This window comes from Streptomyces sp. NPDC060035, assembly GCF_042736635.1.
Classification (GTDB): Bacteria; Actinomycetota; Actinomycetes; order Streptomycetales; family Streptomycetaceae; genus Streptomyces.
Map to the genome: position 1 here is coordinate 54,210 of NZ_JBHWVO010000006.1, position 17,502 is coordinate 71,711.

General features: G+C 67.3%; 16 protein-coding genes and 3 pseudogenes. 10 read left to right on the top strand and 9 right to left on the bottom strand.

Going from position 1 to position 17,502, the window contains the following annotated elements; translation table 11 throughout:
* Positions 1-90: 90 nt before the first annotated feature.
* A complete protein-coding gene (locus ACFWBQ_RS11490; RefSeq protein WP_385486612.1) occupies positions 91-663 on the top strand; it encodes a YceI family protein in 573 nt (190 codons plus the stop codon).
* A 464-nt stretch (positions 664-1,127) separates the two neighbouring features.
* Here ACFWBQ_RS11490 and ACFWBQ_RS11495 read toward each other — a convergent pair whose 3' ends face one another.
* A complete protein-coding gene (locus ACFWBQ_RS11495) occupies positions 1,128-2,135 on the bottom strand; it encodes an alpha/beta fold hydrolase (protein ID WP_385486614.1) in 1,008 nt (335 codons plus the stop codon).
* 703 nt (positions 2,136-2,838) lie between these two features.
* Here ACFWBQ_RS11495 and ACFWBQ_RS11500 point away from each other — a divergent pair.
* On the top strand, positions 2,839-3,798 hold the full coding sequence (locus ACFWBQ_RS11500; protein WP_385486616.1) for an alpha/beta hydrolase: 960 nt from the start codon (positions 2,839-2,841) through the stop codon (positions 3,796-3,798).
* 152 nt (positions 3,799-3,950) lie between these two features.
* Here ACFWBQ_RS11500 and ACFWBQ_RS11505 read toward each other — a convergent pair whose 3' ends face one another.
* Both ACFWBQ_RS11505 and ACFWBQ_RS11510 read right to left on the bottom strand, forming a co-directional pair.
* Positions 3,951-4,688: an alpha/beta hydrolase gene (locus ACFWBQ_RS11505; RefSeq protein WP_385486618.1), complete on the bottom strand. Its 738-nt coding sequence runs from the start codon at positions 4,686-4,688 to the stop codon at positions 3,951-3,953.
* A 174-nt stretch (positions 4,689-4,862) separates the two neighbouring features.
* The gene (locus tag ACFWBQ_RS11510; protein ID WP_385486620.1) at positions 4,863-5,204 is read right to left on the bottom strand and encodes a hypothetical protein; all 342 of its coding nucleotides are present in this window, start codon (positions 5,202-5,204) and stop codon (positions 4,863-4,865) included.
* Positions 5,205-5,451: 247 nt separating this feature from the next.
* Here ACFWBQ_RS11510 and ACFWBQ_RS11515 point away from each other — a divergent pair, with 247 nt between their 5' ends.
* The 4 genes from ACFWBQ_RS11515 to ACFWBQ_RS11530 all read left to right on the top strand — a co-directional run bounded on the left by ACFWBQ_RS11515 (position 5,452) and on the right by ACFWBQ_RS11530 (position 9,756).
* The gene (locus ACFWBQ_RS11515) at positions 5,452-6,255 is read left to right on the top strand and encodes a hypothetical protein (RefSeq protein ID WP_385486622.1); all 804 of its coding nucleotides are present in this window, start codon (positions 5,452-5,454) and stop codon (positions 6,253-6,255) included.
* Entirely contained in the window at positions 6,252-6,824 is a 573-nt protein-coding gene (locus ACFWBQ_RS11520; protein ID WP_385486624.1) for a SixA phosphatase family protein, read from the top strand. The genes ACFWBQ_RS11515 and ACFWBQ_RS11520 overlap by 4 nt, the downstream gene beginning before the upstream one ends.
* A gap of 887 nt (positions 6,825-7,711) precedes the next feature.
* A complete protein-coding gene (locus tag ACFWBQ_RS11525; RefSeq protein WP_385486626.1) occupies positions 7,712-8,842 on the top strand; it encodes a site-2 protease family protein in 1,131 nt (376 codons plus the stop codon).
* A gap of 173 nt (positions 8,843-9,015) precedes the next feature.
* A complete protein-coding gene (locus ACFWBQ_RS11530; protein WP_385487175.1) occupies positions 9,016-9,756 on the top strand; it encodes a PP2C family protein-serine/threonine phosphatase in 741 nt (246 codons plus the stop codon).
* Between the two features lie 425 nt (positions 9,757-10,181).
* On the opposite strand, the gene ACFWBQ_RS11535 is transcribed toward ACFWBQ_RS11530, so the two are convergent.
* The 5 genes and pseudogenes from ACFWBQ_RS11535 to ACFWBQ_RS11555 all read right to left on the bottom strand — a co-directional run bounded on the left by ACFWBQ_RS11535 (position 10,182) and on the right by ACFWBQ_RS11555 (position 13,943).
* On the bottom strand, positions 10,182-11,198 hold the full coding sequence (locus ACFWBQ_RS11535; RefSeq protein WP_385486628.1) for a hypothetical protein: 1,017 nt from the start codon (positions 11,196-11,198) through the stop codon (positions 10,182-10,184).
* Between the two features lie 298 nt (positions 11,199-11,496).
* Positions 11,497-12,646 (bottom strand): annotated as a pseudogene (locus tag ACFWBQ_RS11540) (NF041680 family putative transposase); the annotation flags it as partial.
* Positions 12,647-12,781: 135 nt separating this feature from the next.
* On the bottom strand, positions 12,782-13,039 hold the full coding sequence (locus ACFWBQ_RS11545; RefSeq protein ID WP_385486630.1) for a hypothetical protein: 258 nt from the start codon (positions 13,037-13,039) through the stop codon (positions 12,782-12,784).
* A gap of 85 nt (positions 13,040-13,124) precedes the next feature.
* Positions 13,125-13,484: a hypothetical protein gene (locus tag ACFWBQ_RS11550; RefSeq protein ID WP_385486632.1), complete on the bottom strand. Its 360-nt coding sequence runs from the start codon at positions 13,482-13,484 to the stop codon at positions 13,125-13,127.
* A gap of 75 nt (positions 13,485-13,559) precedes the next feature.
* Positions 13,560-13,943 (bottom strand): hypothetical protein, encoded by a 384-nt coding sequence (locus tag ACFWBQ_RS11555; protein WP_385486634.1) that lies wholly within the window; start codon positions 13,941-13,943, stop codon positions 13,560-13,562.
* Between the two features lie 72 nt (positions 13,944-14,015).
* Between ACFWBQ_RS11555 and ACFWBQ_RS11560 the strand changes: the two are divergent.
* The 3 genes and pseudogenes from ACFWBQ_RS11560 to ACFWBQ_RS11570 all read left to right on the top strand — a co-directional run.
* A pseudogene (locus ACFWBQ_RS11560) lies at positions 14,016-14,096 on the top strand (IS5/IS1182 family transposase); the annotation flags it as partial.
* A gap of 123 nt (positions 14,097-14,219) precedes the next feature.
* A complete protein-coding gene (locus ACFWBQ_RS11565) occupies positions 14,220-14,852 on the top strand; it encodes a hypothetical protein (RefSeq protein ID WP_385486636.1) in 633 nt (210 codons plus the stop codon).
* A 452-nt stretch (positions 14,853-15,304) separates the two neighbouring features.
* Positions 15,305-16,099, top strand: a pseudogene (locus tag ACFWBQ_RS11570) (IS110 family transposase); the annotation flags it as partial.
* Positions 16,100-16,289: 190 nt separating this feature from the next.
* Here ACFWBQ_RS11570 and ACFWBQ_RS11575 read toward each other — a convergent pair.
* A complete protein-coding gene (locus ACFWBQ_RS11575; RefSeq protein WP_385486638.1) occupies positions 16,290-16,781 on the bottom strand; it encodes a DUF4279 domain-containing protein in 492 nt (163 codons plus the stop codon).
* Between the two features lie 395 nt (positions 16,782-17,176).
* Between ACFWBQ_RS11575 and ACFWBQ_RS11580 the strand changes: the two genes are divergently transcribed.
* Positions 17,177-17,494 carry a hypothetical protein gene (locus ACFWBQ_RS11580; protein WP_385486640.1) on the top strand — a complete coding sequence of 106 codons (318 nt, stop codon included), beginning with the start codon at positions 17,177-17,179 and terminating at the stop codon, positions 17,492-17,494.
* Positions 17,495-17,502 lie beyond the last annotated feature (8 nt).

Sequence of the window (17,502 nt, forward strand, 5' to 3'; positions counted from 1 at the left end):
GAGCACGCCGGCCCCACCCCTGCCGTACGCGCTCCGTGACCCGCCTTCGGACCTAAGTTGGTTGAAGGGGTAATACGGTCAGGGGCGCACATGGCTACGACCAAATGGTTCTTCGAGCCCGGCCATAGCGCGGCGGAATTCCGAGCCAGGCACATGATGGTCAGCTACGTGCGCGGGCAGCTCAAGAACATGCACGGCTCGCTGGAGGTCGATCCCGACGAACCGGAGAAGGCCCGCGTCGAGGCGACGGTCGACGCGACCCAGGTGTATACCGGTCAACCCCAGCGCGACGCGCACCTCCGCAGTGCCGATTTCTTCGACGTCGAGCACCACCCGACCTGGACGTTCGTCGGGTCGCACATTCATCAGGTGAGCGGAATCGAGTTCGAAGTCACCGGAGATCTCACGGTACGTGGCGCGACGCGCCCCGTAACCTTCGACGTCACCTACTTGGGACAGTGGGCTACCCCTTGGTGGGAGGAGGGGCGGGATCTCGGGCCCAGGCGACGCGCCGGCTTCGCCGCCACGACGCGTATCAATCGACATGACTTCGGGGCGAGTTGGAACGACACGGTCGAACGCGGCGGAGTGGTCGTCAGCCCCATGATCGATGTCATGGTCGACGTCGAGGCCGTCCTCGAGCCCAGCGAGAAGGCCGCCTGAGCACGACCAGATCGGGCTGCGAGCGGAAACGACCGAGCAGCGAACGGCACCACTGGGTGTGGCCTGCACAGCTCGCGATGGAATGACCGCCTGAATCAGGCGCCGCAGTCCAGCCAGTGCGACATCGCCAAGGACACCGCTCGCGCTGACCGACGAAGCCCGGCTGACGGGCGCCGCCAGGAAGCCGAACAGCCGGAGCTGGAGGCACAGCATCGCGTCGCCTGCCTGGCCGGCGAGCTGGCCCAGCAGCTCAGTTCCCCCGGCACGTGATCAAGTCTGCGTGAATCGCGTTCGGTTCGTGAGTCGGCCGAGGGTCCGCGCGACGACCCAACGCCGCGGGATGACCTTGAAGCCCTCGTGATCAGGGGCACGTCGGCTGACTGCGACGTTCAAGCCGAGACCGGCCAACGCCCGTCGGGAGCCAGGACGCATCAGCTACGGCGCGCCGAAGACTGCAAGCAGTCCTACGTGCGGGAACCTCGAGCTCTGAACCGCCTCGTGGTGAGCACCAGGGCCACGCCTGTGCTCAGGGCGAGTGCCGAGCCTCCTGCAAGGGCCCAGGACTGCAGGCTTGACCCCGTGTCCGCCAGGCCGGGCGCATCCGAGGCCGCGGCGCCAGCCGCCTGACGGATTATGTCGGTGACTTCCTCAGGGTTGGTCAGCATGACCCCATGCGGTGCGTCGGCGACCTCCACTGTGTGGGACGTGGCGCGCTTGGCCATGTAACGGACGTTGTCGGTTCCGATTGTCCGGTCGTCACCTGCAACGAGGGCCCAGGAGGGGATCGTCTTCCACGCCGCGGTCTTCGTCGGCTCGCTGCCGGTCACCGGAGCTGCCGGCCGCTGTGAGACGGCCAGGACACCAGCTGTGGTCTTGTTGAGCCGATTGCTCAGGAAGACGTCGCTGTACTTCTCCGGCTTGATGTAGAGGTCCACATCGGTGGGGCCGCCACCGAGTGGGACTGCATTCAGGGCTGTCGGGATGGGAGCCGTCGGATCGTCGGTCAGTCGGCTTCCCGGGTACTTGGCCGTCAGTTCCAGGGTGCCTTCTCCGACGTCGGGAACGAAGGCGGCGACGTAGACCAGTGACTTGACGTTCGGGTTCCCGGTCGCGGCGTTGGTGATGACCGCGCCTCCGTAGGAGTGACCGACGAGCACGATCGGGCCCTGGATCGCCTTCAGACGGGCGGCGAGGTAGGCGGAGTCTCCGGAGAGGCTGCGAAGCGGATTCGCTGTGGCGACGACGGGATAGCCCTGAGCCTGCAGGCGCTGCGTGACCGCGTTCCAACCGGAAGCGTCCGCCCAAGCGCCGTGCACCAGGACCACGGTCGGCTTGGCGTCCTGGCGGGGGTCGGTATGGCTTCCGCCGCCCCCGGAGGCGAAGGCCGTGCCGACGGATATCAGTGCTGTCATGGGCAGGACCGGAGCCACGGCCAGGAGGCGAAGACGGACCGTGTATGGCATACGCTTCATGATCGTTCTTTCTGGGACGGGGAGCGTGGCCTGCTGCCCTGCTGACACTGCTTGCCTCTACAGCCGCCTGCTCGACCAGGAGGTCTGACCGGGTGACGTACTTTCCCAATCCGCCAAGGCCTGCACGGTGGTGGGCCGGCCGGACACCAGAGCAGTCGCTGCCGTGGCGCGCGTATCCGGGCGGGTGGGAGCACCGCAAACCGGGCCTCCCTCCTACAGCACGCCGGCATGGGACAGAAGCTATCGACGCCTGTGGGCGAGAGCCCGGGCAGGCGCACAGGAGCCGCGGCCACCGCCGCGCGCCGGAGGGGCGTGCAAAGCGCCCTACGGAGGCGGCTGTTGGACCCCCACGGGATGCCCGCAACCATCCTCCGGACCACGCGTCTGAGACGAGGGCGAGTCGCTCGTACCGGCAGGCCGGCACCTGGCAACCCCCGCCGCAAGCGCGGGCCCGGCAAGCACCTCGAGCGCGCGGAGACTCGGGCTGCGCAGCTGACGGCGATCGCCCCGGACTGGAATTGCCCCATTTCTGGGTGTTGAATAGAAAGCGTCACGATCGTGGAGACGTGCCGTAACGACGGTCAGCCACCAAGCCGCTGATTCTGGCTATCGAGAAGATCCGGTGCGCAAGAAACTGGCGCCGACGAAGTGCCGCGCACTCTGGCTGAGTCCACATGTGATCCTTCGCCTGAGGAGTACTGTCATGACTGCTGCCAGCCCGGTCGTCCTTGAGCCTGCGGCACAGGATGTTGCTGAGGCATTCTCGAAACCGCCGTTCTTGTACGAGATGGCGCCAGCTGATGCCCGGAAGATCCTCGTAGACGCGCAGTCTGCCCCGATCAGCAAACTCCCGGTTGACGAAGAGTGGATCACGGTTCCCGCCCAGGTGGGGGACGTCCGCGTACGCATCATCAAGGCGCAGGGCACTACTGGCATGCTGCCGGTCATTGTGTACATGCACGGGGGTGGCTGGATCCTCGGAAACGCTGGAACCCACGACCGGCTCGTACGCGAGCTCGCCGTCGGCGCCGGCGCGGCGCTCGCGTTCGTGGAGTACCCGAACTCGCCGGAAGCCCGCTACCCGACCGCGATCGAGCAGGGCTACGCAACCGCCCAGTGGATCACCCGAGACGGGGCATCCAAGAACCTGGACTCCAGCCGCATGGCGGTGGCAGGCGAATCGGTGGGTGGCAACATGACGGCCGCGCTGGCTCTGATGGCCAAGGAACGGGGCGACGTCACCTTCCTGCAGCAGTCGATTTACTACCCGGTCACCGACGCGGCGATGGACACCGCGTCATATGAACAGTTCGCCACCGGCTACTACCTCACCCGAAAGGCGATGGAGTGGTTCTGGGACGCCTACACCACCGACCCGGCACAGCGCGCCGAGATAACGGCATCGCCGAACCAGGCCAGCACCGAGCAGGTCAGTGGGCTGCCACCCACCTATTTGTGCGTTGACGAGGCCGATGTGCTGCGTGATGAGGGAGAGGCCTACGCAGCCAAGCTCCGCTCAGCTGACGTCCCCGTGACAACCGTGCGCTACAACGGCACCATCCACGACTTCATGCTGCTCAATGGCCTCAGCGAGACCCGAGCCGCGCGAGCCGCCATCGGCCAGGCCACCGCTTTCCTGCGCGCCGGGCTCGGAACCGGTTGAGTCACCCGCAGACGAACCCGATCGACCTGCAACAGGGATCGGGTGCGCCCGGATTGCGCGGCGATCGCGCCTGCCAGCCTCGTGGCACCTGTCGATGGTCGTTTCCGGAGGTTCCGGGGCGCCCAATGACGGCGCCGCGCCGGACCTGAGGCCTACCGGGCGTGCAAGGCGGCCCAGTCGAGGACGTAGTCGGCGACCTCCTCCCGGCCAGGTGCTGCGGGCAGCAGGTGCGGGCGGCCCGGGAACTCCTTGACCTCGGTGATCGTGTTCGATTTGTAGTGCCGGGCGTTGGGCTGCTGCACCTTCGGCGGCATCAGATGGTCCTTCTCGCCGGAGACGAACAGCAGCGGCGCCCGGTCGCCATTGCGGTAGTTGACGTATGTGCTTGGGTGGCCGGGGCGCAGGGTGGCCAGGGCACTGTCCCAGAAGATGGCGCCGGAAGAGGGGACGGCATAGCGCTCGTACAGCGCCAGGGACTCCTCCTCGGTGAACGTGTTGGCGAACGTGTAGTGCCACTGCTCGGCATTCAGGCCGACCGCCCGGTGCCGGTTGGCCGGGTTCTTCAGCACCGGGAAGGCCGCCTTGATCTGGGTCAGCGGCACCACGGCGACCCCCTCGGTGGGCGCGGAGTTGATCGCCACCCCCGCCGCACCCAGACCGTGGTCGAGCAGGAGCTGCACGAAGACGCCGCCGGCACTATGCCCGACGAGGATCGGCGGCTTGTCCAGGTCGCGGACCAAGGCCTCCAAGCTCTCGACGATCTGCGCGACGGCGACCTCTTCGATAGGCGTCGGGTCGGCGTTGAGCGACTCGACCGCAGCGAAGGGATGCTCCTGGTGAAAGGTGACACGCAGTCGGCTCGGCGGGCTCGGCGGCGTCGTCGCGCTCACCCAGATCGTGGTGCTGCTCGGCGGAGGGTCGCGGTTCCCTCTACGCCGCGCCATCACCGTGGACAGGCAGGCATGGGCGGAACCGACGCCGCGGCGCCGTCGGCCCGCCCCACCTGCTGCCTGCCGCGGCGTTCGCCCCGCTCGCCACCGCCGCCTTCGTACACACCTGGCGGCTTACGAAGGCGTGATCCCCTGCTGCCGCACGCGCCGCGTCATGACCGCACCGGGGATGCCGACCGCGAGCAGGACCGGGATGGCGGCGGCGATGCCGAACCAGAGAAAGATGGCGAGGTAACCGTAGGAAGCGTTCCCCACGTCCTTGTCCGCCTGTACAAGAAAAACAAGGCTCACCACGAACGCAACCACCATGAGTACCGCGATGATGATTGCGAGCCAGAGGAGAATGCTGGCCCATCGCCGGTAGCCGGCGCTGACCCCCCGGGCTTGCGGTCGCGCGTACGCATTGGGCGCACCGGGTATCTGGGCCGTGTGCGGGGCCGGCTGCTGGTCGGACATGGGCCCCCTTCTACTGTACGCGGCTCCGAAACACCACCCTGACCTCCGCAGCGCGCGCCGTGCCAGGTGCCCGTAGTGACCCCTGTTACCTCTACGAATGGTGCGTAGTGGCACGTGGGGTTCGGCTGCAGGTCCGCCGCAAGCGGCCGCGATGAGCCCGCACCGACCGAACCCGGGTTTCCATGGCCCGAGGCTTCAGCTGCCGGCTTCCTCCATATCGGAGGTTTCCACGGCTAGCCTTCGCAGCATGCTGCGTATCGCTGACGCCCACACCGGCCGGATCGTAGAGATTCCCTCCGCGCACCGCCACCTCCTGCGCATCTGCGTCCATCTGCCGGCAACCGACAACGGGATCGGTGCGGTGCACCCGCGCGTGCTGCTGCTCGGCGACGTACTGGCGCGCACCGCTGAGTTGCACGGCGTGCAGGCCCTCACGGTGCTCACGGCGCCGGACCTGCCGCAGGAGCAAGTTCAGGCGCTCGACCGGGTCATGGCCGTACTCGGTATCCGCCCGCCCGCCACCGTCGTTGCTCACCATCCGAGTGAGACATCGAGCGCTCCTGCCGACGTGCACGTGCTCGCGCACGGCACCGACCAGCAAGACATCGTTGGCGGGGTACAGATCGCCGTGGGCCAGGTCGGCACAGCGCCCCCGGACGAGGGCATCCCAGGCTCCCTGGACACAGCCCCAGAGGAAACCGATCCGCTGGCTGTCAGGATGCTGTTGCTCGGCCATGCCTACCGCACGCCCGTCATGGTCACCGGAGCCGCGCTCGCCGAGGCCCGGCGAACACTGCGGCACTGGCGGCAACTGGTGGCCGACTGGGCGCAGGAGCCATCCAGGCCGATCCCTGCCGACCTGCTGCGACAGAGTCATGCCACGCTCGCTGACAATCTCGGCGTCCCCGCCGTCCTGGACATGTTGCGCAGCGTGGAGACGGACACGGATGTGCCGGCCGGTGCCAAGTTCGAGACGTTCGCCCATCTCGACCGCGTCCTCGGGCTGGACCTCGCGCGCGAGGTCGGCCACCAGCGCCAGGTGACACCATGATCTCGGGCAGCTCCCGACGCCTGGTCGTGCTACGGCACGCCAAATCCGCCTGGCCCGACGACGTGGCCGACCACGAGCGGCCTCTCGCCCCGCGCGGCCGTAGTGACGCCCGGGCGGCGGGTCGTTGGCTGCGCGAGGCCGGCTGCGTTCCCGACCTCGTCGTGTGCTCCACCGCCCGGCGCACCCGACAGACATGGGCTCTCGTCTCGGTCGAGCTCGAATCCGGCACGCCGGTGACCCACGACGCACGCCTCTACCAGGCGAGCGCCGGGGAGGTGCTCGGCGTCGTACGGGACATCCCGACGCACGTACGGACGCTGATACTGATCGGGCACAATCCCGGCGTGCAGGACCTGGTCCTGATGCTCACCGGTGAGGCGGAGCGCAACGCCCTGGAGCAGACGCGTACGAAGTTCCCTACGTCCGCGATCTCCGTGCTGTGCCTGCCAGGGCCCTGGTCGGGTCTGGAACCGGGTGCTGCCCGGCTGACCGAAACGGTCGTGCCCCGCGGCGCGAAGCCACGACGGGACGGCGCCGAAGCCCAGAGGTGCGTACGCCGCTCGCCTTGACCGGCGGCACAGGCCGCTGGGCACTCGAAAGACGGCGATGGACCCCTACACGACCCCTCGTGCCACGCCTACTCGGCGTCGGTCAACTGGCAGCGAGGTGCAGGCAGACGGTGCGACCGAGCACCGCGAACGTCAGTGGATGACTGTAACTTCGCGTCCGCGCACTGCCGACCCGTCGGGAACCTGTGGCGCAGATTTCCGAGAGTCGCTCTCGCGATATGGGCATGAGGCGCCAGAGGTCGCTGCCGTAGGCCGTTCGATACGGCTTGCGCTGGTGGAGGTGCCCTTACGGCACGCCGCCCAAGATGGTCGAGACAACAACCAGGCCCCGGTCTCTGACCTGCTTGTTCACGGATGCCGCCCGCGCTGAAAACTGCGAAAAGGTGCCGGAAATTCCGCCGGTTCGCTGCCCTTCCGGTGCCCGTTTGTCCGCTGTGGACCGTACTGAAGGACACAGATGAGCACGGCGACAGCAGGCGGCGTGACGCGGCCGGTCACGCAACAGGAAGCTCACAGCACGGGCTGTTCCACGCCGTCCCGGTCCACCGTGCATCTGGGCCGGGACGGGAAGAGGCGCGGCTGACGCACCAGTACTCGGAATAGACGGGCGGGCTGCTTGGGCACTCTCGCCGGTCAGCACATCCATCCCCGGGCCGTGCTCCTTCTGATAGGTGCCCATTGCCGTCTACCGGGAGCTCTATCTCTCCTTCTGTGCCCGGGCCGTCGTCACCGTGGTCCGGGCACGCTGCATCCCCCTGGACCCGCTGGCCGACTGCGGGAGATTCCAAGAGTGACAATTGTGGTGAGTGCCGCCCTGGTCGGTCACGGAGTGCAGGTCGCGAGGCCTTGCTCGGATGGACCGGGTGCTGAGCCGGCAGGAGACGACGATGAAGGGCTCGGTCCGTGTCGGACGTGTTGTCGGGGTACCGCTGCGGATGCACTGGAGTGTGCCGATGCTGGTGGTGCTGTTCGCGTACGGGCTCGGCAGCCAGACCCTCCCCGCATGGACTCCGGGGCGCTCGGATGTCGTCTACGCCTTCGCCGGCGTCGTAGGAGCCGGACTGTTCATGGGCAGCCTGCTGCTCCACGAGACGGCACACGCCGCGACTGCCCGAAGGAAGAAGATCTCGGTCCAGGACGTGACGCTGTGGGCGCTGGGCGGCATGACGCGGATGGGGCGACCGCAGACCGCCGCGTCGGCTTTCGCGGTGGCGGTCAGCGGGCCGCTCACCAGCCTGGCCATTGGAGCCGCAGCGCTCGGAGCGGGAATCGGGCTTCATGCCCTGTCCGGCTGGCCAGTGCCCGCCGCCGTCCTGGTGTGGCTCGGCTGGGCGAATCTGTTCCTGGGCGTCTTCAATCTGCTGCCCGCCGCGCCGCTCGACGGCGGAAGGGTGCTGCAGGCGCTGCTGTGGTGGCGCACCGGAGACCAGGAACGTGCGGAGCTTACGGCCTCCCGAAGCGGCCAGGTCATGGGAATGCTGCTGGTGGCCGCCGGCTGGATCTCCCTCCTGCGCGGGGCGCCGGGCGGGCTGTGGCTCGCCTTCATCGGCCTCTTCATCATGGTCGTCGCCGGGGCGGAACGGCGGCGCGCCACTCTCCACACCGCACTGCGGGGGGTGCGGGTGGCCGACGCCATGTCCAGCCCGGTGGCAACCGGTGCCGACTGGCTGACCGCCCAGCGCTTCATCGACGAGGTGGCAGTGAAGTCTCATCATTCCGCTCTGCCGCTGCTCGACTTCGAAGGCCGACCCAGCGGAATCGTGCAGGTACGCAGGCTTGCAGCGGTACCGGGAGGGCGCCGGGAGACGCTGCGCGTGCGCGAAGTGGCGACCCCGCTGTCCCAGTGCGCGGTTGCCGCTCCGGGCGATCTTCTGAGTGAGGCCCTCGACAGGCTCAGCCTGCGTACCGGCATGTACATCCTCGTCGCGGACGCGGGGCATCTGGTGGGGATCGTCACCGCGAAGGACATCTCCCGGCTGATGCAGCGGCACACACTGGGCGGCAAGGGGCCCAGCTGAGCACGAGGAACAATGGTGTCGTCGCTTCTTGTCCCTCATGGCGGGTGCGCACTCGGGACCCCAAGCACCGTGTTCCTCGCCTGTCTCCTGGCCGACGAGGGCATCTGCATGCTAGTGGCGCCACAATGGGTGGTGTGGGACGCGCCTGCCGTTGCGGAGAGGCGGACACGTTGATGCCGTACATAAGGGTGACTGCCCTGAGTCATACCGGGCTGGTTCGTGATCACAATGAGGACAGCCTTGTGGCCGGTCCGTGGACGCTGTGCGGCACCGTGACCGAGAACCCGCAGACGCTTGTGTTCCCTCTCGGCAAACCGCTGGTCGTCGCCGTTGCCGACGGCATCGGCGGGCAGCCGGCCGGCGAGGTGGCCAGTGCACTGGTCGTCCGGCAACTGGCATCGTTCGGCCCTTCACTGGACAGCGAGGAAGCTGTTCGTGACGTTCTGCACGCATGCAATCATGTGGTGTATGCGGCCGCCGACCGTGATCCGGCGCTGATCACCATGGGCACTACGGTCGCGGGTGCCGTCGTGCTGGCCGAGTCACTGCTGGTATTCAACGTCGGCGACAGCAGAGTGTTTGATGCGACTCAGGACCGACTTCGCCAGGCGAGCGTGGACGACAGTCCGCCGCCGGCACGGGGACGACGCACCACATCACTCGTCACGCAGGCGCTCGGCGGCGCTCCCCGGTTCAGCACCATCACGCCCCACGTCACGACGTCGCCGCTCTCTGTCGGCGATCGTTACTTGGTGTGCACCGATGGTCTGACCGACCCCGTGCCGGAGGAGGCACTCGGTGACTTGCTGCGGGTCCATGGCGACGGCAGGGCCGCTTTCGAGCTGTGGAAGGCCGCCATCGAAGCGGGAGGTCCCGACAACATCACGCTCGCGGTGATCGGCATCGGCGAGTAGTGGCCGATGCCGCGCCGCCATCTTGATCGGCACACGGAGAAGGCCGGGACCGTCTGTCGTTCGTGGGGGAATGGAGCACCGTTCCGCCTCGACGTGGCCCAGGCCGCCCAGGATCGGCTCGGCCGTGGCCGTGGCGTCGAACTCAACCCACCTCAAGTGCCCTGTGCACGCACGTGCCCGGCCACACCGCCCGGGCACGGAACATCTACGCCGGTTGCCCGCTGGCACCACCACGCCTGAAGTGGGCGCTGGCTAACCCGGAGCAAGCAGCTTGCCTGCCAGGTGACACGGTGCGGCGCTGTGACTGAGTGCCTCAGTTGGCCATTGAGTACTTCAGTTGGCCACTTTGGCGCTCAGCGTTGGCCTGTGCGCGGCATGAGGTCCCCCCACCCCGGCCGTGGCGCTGCGAGCTCTGCTCGTCGGGCTCAGGCTCGCTTCTCGTCACCGGCACCGGGCGGCATGCGGTAGTCGGAGGGCTTGAACGGCTCCATCTGCTGCTCGTTCAGCGCTGCGGTCCGCGCGAAGTCCCTACCCGCCTCCGCCGGCTTGCCCCAGGCATCGGGGTGGAGATAGGTGCCTCGTTCCTCCTCGGGCTTCTCCTCGTCCGCCACCAAGGGGTTCGCCCGCGCGAAAGCGTCCCGCCGGACACCGCTCACCTGCCACGAGACCTTCACCTCGGGGCGGTCGGTGGCGATGGCGAAGCGGTTGTCCCGTACCTCCTCCGTCACGATCGCCTGGGCAAAGGCGCCGATGGCGGTGAGTTGGTAACGGAAGTCTTCGTTCAGGGCCTCGAAGTATTCCGGCAGTTCGATGATCGCAGCGCCGTCGGCGTCCGTTACCACCGTGCCGCTGTACACGTTCAGCCGCTCGGGGGACTCGACGAACGAGTGCAGCAGATAGCGGTTCTCCGGGTCGAGCGGATGGTCAATCAGAAATCCGCCGGCCGCCTTGGTCAGGGTGCCGATTACCTGGACCTTCCCGCTGAAGGTCCCGGCGTAGCCACTGGTGCTCTTGCCCCAGATGCCGTAGGCGAGGGGCCCGTTGTCCGCCTGGCCGATCACTCCGTTGCCGTTCCGCCCCCAGCCCTCTCCAAGCACCCCCGCCACCGCGGTGTTGTCCTTTAGGACGAGCCCTCTGACGCCATTGCCGGTAAAAGATTGCCCCACCACGCCCTGATGTGTATTACTGACACCGGCCACCCCGGTTCCGTCGGCCGACGTTCCACGGAGGCCTGTACCTTGCTGCCCGCCTTCGGCCCATACTCCCTCATTCTGGCCACGGGCCACGATGCCCGTAAACGCCCCGGTAGCGAAGATGGCCGTTCCGAAGTTGCCAGCGCCGGTGACCTCCAATGTCCCGCTGCCGCCGGCATTGGAACGCAGGGTGGTCGGGTCCGCGCCGGCGTCGTTGGTCGTGCCGAATCGCATCTGTCCCACGGTCATGTGAAGCCCTTTTCTCGCGGAGTTGTCGGGAAGCCGATATAGACCTGTGGCCATGGAACACTGTTCCGCAGGATGGCGGACTGATCCGCAAAGGGCGCGCGGGGTGTGTCGCTGCCGGCGGCTACGCCAGACGCCGCTGGAGCTTGGCTGCCACGCGCACAGTTGCGGTGGGGCGGGCTATGTGGCGGGAAAGATCCTTGCTATTGCGGGAAACGACCTCTGGACAATATTCGAAGCACCTCATCAGCGCATTTCGTCGGTGCCCAGCCTTGCCCTCACGGCAACGGCTGTCGCCACGGATCAGCCAGGTCCAGCGATCGGCGGCTTCGGGGCTGCGGATCTTCGGGCAGGTCCAGCCCAGGGTCTGTTTGAAGAGCCGCAAGGTGTGTTCGATGTCGAAGCGTCGCAGGAATGCCTGCCAGAGCAGGTCGACGGTGGTTTCGGTGGCGTCGGTGCCTGACCACCACAGCCAGACCGGCTTCGGTGTCGCGCCGCTGGGCAGGTGCTCGACCTGCAGACGGATCACGGTGCCCTCGATGACCGGCAGGGCACCCAGCTCGGCGGTCCAGGCCGAGCGGTGGGTCAGTCTCGGGTGGAGCCGGTCCCAGGCCCGTGCGGTGGCGGTGCCGTAAAGGCGGGTCGCGGTCACCGTCTGGGTGTCGGGTGTGTTCCAGGTGGCCGGGTCACCGAAGACGAACTCGCCGCCGTGGCGGGGCGGGCGGCCCCGAACTCCGGGCTCACGGGGTGGGACCGCGCGTCGCAGTACGCGGTCCGAGCGCATCCGGCCCAGCACCTGCACCGGCAGATCCTTCAGCAGGAAGGCCAGACGTGGCACGTCGTATCCGGCGTCCACCACGATCAGGATCTCCGGGTCGGCGTCTTTCCACCGGCCGGCCGTGATGAGCCGTTCGACGAGCTCGCGCATCTGCCTGGCGGTGACGGTGGCGGCGTCGTCGCCCGGTGCCAGACGTAGTGCGTCCAGTGGTGCGGTCCAGGAACTTCGGCCGGTCTCCAGCGCGCAGATCACCGAGTAGGGCCATCCGGGAACTGGGATGTGCTGGTCCTTGCCCCGTCCGTAGGTGTGGCACAGGATTCGCTGCGGTGAGGTGTGGGCGCTGGGCCGCAGCCAGCAGGTGAGGTCGGCGGCAAGGACCAGCCGGCCGTCCGCCGCCCTCGGCAGCGGCACCGTGGCCAGGGCCCGTCGCAGCCGGGCGACGTCGACCCCGGCCCGCGGCCAGGGCGTCGTAGAGCCCGCCGTGTCCCTGCCGGTGTTCGCCGACCAGTGACAGTTCCACCAGGGACCGGACCGGCCCGTCCGCGCACAACACCGCGTCCACGAGTTCGAACAGTCCATCCGAACGCCGGGTCAGACAGGAGTAGAACTCACCCCGGAAGCGTGACAGTCCCGCAATCGGATCCTGCCGGACGACGTGATGCGACGGGCTCATCCCCACAGCCTTCGTGCTGAGCGTTGTGTGTTCCTTGGTCGGATCACATGCTCAGCCGAAGGCCGCCCGCATGTACCGCAGTTACCAGTCCGAGTGATCAAGTACGACGAGCCGTTCGGACCTCGAGGTTAAAGATCAAGTTAGGCTGCACTTTCCCGGGTCTCGCTCGATGGCAGCGAGCCGGTTCCTGAGCTGGTAGCTGGGGCCGTTGATGCAGATTATTTCACAGTGGTGCAGCAGGCCCGGCACGAGAACGAGTTCCTCATCCGCCTCGGACGCCGTCCGCAGCATCACAGACACCAGCGCACCATCTTCGTTCGGCATCCTGACGTCGATGCGCACCGCCGTCGAACTGACCCGCGAGTCGATCATCTGCCTGCCTGTCGGCTCCATGGAACACCACGGGCGTGGCCCACGGTCACCACCGCCGCCCGCCCGTTGTCTGACGGGCCGGCACTCGCCGGCCCGTCAGCACCTCTCACATACCTTCCTCCAGTTCGGAGAAATCTCGTTCACTGAGTGCGACGGTAATAACACGGGTGGGGTTATCGAGGCACCGCCAGCTCTCCGGGTCCGAAAGAACTGCCGCTACATCGGCATCAGGGACCTTCTGCCCACTGACATGCGGCGGCGGCCACTCCGACCCTGCATACAATTGCACGAATTTCAATCGTGCCCACCGCTCGATCAGCTCGGTGAACGCGGGAATCTTCGTCGCCCACACTTCTGGGTCATCAGACTGCGTGCGATCGGCCAGAAGCGACCAGAGAGGAGACAGTTCCTGGCAGTTCACGTAGAGGCAGTACTCGTCCTCGGTCCATTTTGGCCACTCCTTCACAGGACACTCCTCGCCGCATAGGTTAAAGATCAAGCTAAGGGCTGTCCCGTAAGTGGGTTCCGTGACCGGTGGAGTTCAGAGGAAGGCCAGCGGAACGTCTTTCTCGATGCAGAGTCGTAGGACGCGCCCGAGCTGGCGAGCGTCCTCGATGTGCCGCTTGAGGAGCTGGTCACCGTCCTCCTGCTCCCACTGATCGGTGATCGCCCCCAGACGGGCCAGAACCGACGCGCACTCGGCAGGCGAGAGATCGTCACCGCCGACATCTGGATGATCGAGGAGTGGCTTCAGAGCGGTGGATACCTCGCTCCACGGGCTCTCGCCGCCGAAGCCCCACATCTCGGAGAGGACGAACCCCTCGGCCTCCGCCAGACGCTGCCGGAAGGCGTCGAAGCCGCTGCAGGACCAGGAAACGTCCGGACTGCTGTTGTCGCCGTCGCCGGGGAAAAGTATCAGCCCCATGTGCCCTCCCTGCTTGCCGAGCACACAGGATCGACGACGTGGGGCAGCGTCGGCAACTGAGATGATCTCAGACTGGCTGTTGTGATCATGGCGTCAGAGCCTGCCTGGATAGCCCCGTTCACCGGGCTGAGCCCCCGCGCCTTCGGGAAGCTGCCTGAAGGCGAAGACGGCCGGCGTCTTGGCCTTCTGAGCGTTCGCCTCACGGCCGGACGCGCGCGTACGACCCATGCCATAAATGCGATGACCTGCGATGACGGGTCGTGGCACAGTCACCGCATGTCCAACGACGTCGCCTATCCCGTCTTCCGTACCCCTGACCCCGCACTCGCCCTGAGCACTGCGCGCCGTCTCATGGAGTTGGGCCGCTGCGAGTACTCCGAGGTCTCGGTGTACGCCGAGCTCCGTTCCGTCGCCGAGGTGCGGCGGGTGGCGAAGGAGCTGCCCGCGGGGTGGTTCCGGGGGCAGGAGGAGTACGGGGAGTTCGACGGCGTGCCGTTGGAGGACCGGCCCGCGCTGGTCGTCGGGGTTCAGGGGCCCGGTCTGCCGGCCGACCCGTCGGCGTACGAAGGGCGGCTGCCGGTGGAGTGCGAGCTTCTCGACCTGCCGGTCGGTAGCATCGAGGGCGCCGTTACGGCGGCGATCGGCCCGAACGTGGGAAAGATCAACTGGGCGAGCCTGTGCTGGCCGGACGCACCCGAGCTGGGCTATCTCGGCGACTCCAAGCACGCCGAGGTGACGCTCCTCCTCAACACCCGCACCCGCGAGCTCGACGAGCCCGCCGCCGACCACACCGTCCTCGTCCACGTCCGCAGCTTCAGCGTCGACGGCCGCCAGATGCGGGAGCCGTACGCGCACTGGCTCGCCGAGCAGGTGGGTCTCACGGTCATCGGGCCCGGGCAGCGGTGCTGAAGCCGGCCGGGCCGCCTCGACAGGTTCTGGTGGCCGCCGCCGACTACCTCTCGTACGCCCGCAAGGCCATGAGACGAGGGGCCGGAAGTGGGCCCTGTTTCGTCGGATCACCCTCAGGAGCGCACTGGGCCCTCTGAGCGGATAGTCGGCCAGAGGGGCCATCTACGGCGCTCACACAGTTGTTGTGACTGAGCGCGCCACCTGGCCCTTGAGCGCGATAGTTGGCCTTACGTTCCTGCGACGGGATGGTCGAGCCCTTCGTGTGGTTGGGCCACCCGGGGGTGCCGGGTGTGGCTTCTGGTTGGCTGCCATCCGTGGCTGCACGGGCTTGGCCGCCGGCGCCCCGCGACGACCCGGCCGCCAGATTGGGAAGTGCGACAAAAATCGCTGCGTAAGGCCATGCCGGCGAGGTCGTCTGCGGCAGACCTGCACGCACGATCGTCTGGAGCACGATGAACCGGATCTGGGCCGGAATCGACAGCGGCAAGACCCACCACCACTGCGTCGCCATCGACCAGGACAGCACGAAGCTGCTGTCCCGGCGGGTGCCGAACGGAGAACCGGAGTTACTCCAGCTCCTCCAAGATGTCCTCGCACCAGGCGACCACGTCGCCTGGGCCGTCGACATGGCCGGCGGCGAGCCCGCACTCCTCCTGGCCCTGCTCACTGGACACAGCCAGGACCTCCTCTACATCCCAGGCCGGGTCGTGAACCGTGCCAGCGACGGCTAACGCGGCGAGGGCAAGACCGACGCCCGCGACGCACTGGTAATCGCCGATCAGGCCCGCATCCGCAGGGATCTCAAGCCGATGCGGCCCACCGACGAAGCCACCACCGAGCTGAAGATCCTCACCAGCCGCCGCACCGACCTCGTCCGCGACCGCACCCGCGTCATCAACCGCCTGCGCTCCGCACTGAACGGCATGTTCCCCGTCCTGGAACGCGCCCTCGTCCTCACGAGCGCCGGCCCGCTCATCCTCTTCGACGGCTACCAGAGCTCGGCCACGATACGGCGCATGGGCACCGCCCGGCTGACCCGCTGGCTCCGCGCCCGAGGTGTCCGCAGCCCAGCGGCGCTCGCGACGACGGCAGTCGAAGCCGCCGAACAGCAGCACACCGCAGTCCCCGGGGAGGCGGTCATCGCGCAGCTGGTGCGGACCCTCGCCGCCGACGTGCGGGTGTTGAACGACAAGGTCGCGGAGATGGACCAGCTCATCGAGGACCGCTTCCGTGCTCACTCGCCCGCCGCCGCATCAACGTCCTCTGGGCCCTGATCCGTGACCGGCGACTCTACGAAGTCGCACCACCACTGGCCACGCCGCACTGACCTGGCCCGGTGCCAGGTCGGTGTTTCCACGCACCGAGTACGACAGGAGTAGGCGGGCACATTCGCAGGTCTCGTGACGTTGACCACGGATCCCAGATCCTCGTCGGCTTTCAGTCCGAGGGCGGGGCGGGGGCCATGTCGTACTCGTCGACGTCCAGAAACGCGCCAGTAGCGGCAAGAAAAGCGACTGCTTCGCGGTCCAGCGCCCAGCCGAAGAGGTTGGGCTTGTCCCTCTCCTCCGGCTGCCCGGCCTCGTCCTGCTGCTCGTCGTCGTTGAAGTAGCGCACGACCTCCAGCACAGCTTCGAGGCCCGGCTCTTCTTCGTCTTCTGCACTGTTGAACTGCTTCATGAGCTCGGCTATGCGATCGGTCTGTGGCCGGAGACGGCCCAGGACATGCGCGATCTGTTCGTCTACGCACAGGCCCGGTTCCCTGCACACGACCTTCCAGATCTGACAGAACGGATTCGCCGGGTCAACAGGGAGACGGCGCGGGTTGACCACTTTCGTCTCATCAGGCTCGATACCCAGCGCATCAGTTATCTCCTGCGCAGTAATGCGTCGGCTGGACAGAGCGAAGTAGACGTACTGGTGGAGAGGCATCCCCGGAGAATACGCGTTCACCCGTCATCCCCACTCGCCTGACGGTGAGTAAGTCCCGACGCCCCAGTGGGGCCATGGTCAAAACATCTGAGGAAAGACTCCACTACCCGCAGCGGACTCCGGAGCTGTCGTGACTTCTCCATCGGGAAGCCCGTTGTGCATTCCACTTGGCCTCCCACCCGGATGCTGGTCATGCCCGAGGCCGCTTGAGCTGCGCAAACGCCGGTAGTCGGCGTGAGGGCCGACGATTGGAGGGTATTCCTCGCGGGGCAAGTGTGACCCGGGAGCCGAACGGAATCCTGCTGGCGGGTGTAACCCGCGCGAGGGAGGGCCCGAACCTGCGCTCGGCCCACACGATCCCACTGGAGGATGGGGGCGTGACCACGTAGATCTTCTTGTTCAAGGACAACTCCGAGGTATTCGCCACCGTTGCAGCACTCGGCATCGTCGGCGGCTTGGCGGGCAACGTGATCGGCGCGGCGTTCCAGTCCCGGGGTGGCAAAGCCCAGGCCGACGCCGCCGTACTCGCTGCCCGGATCGCCGGCGAGGCGCAGCGCCTGGCAGCACTGCACACCGACCGACCCAAGGACATTGCCGAGTTCATCCAGGCAGCTGCGCCCGTGCAGGCCGGCGACGCTTTTGCACAGGGCTCACGACTAATACTGGGCTCCCGATGGACGGCGCTGTGTTGCGGTGCGGTGCGGACGGTGTGACGGTGATT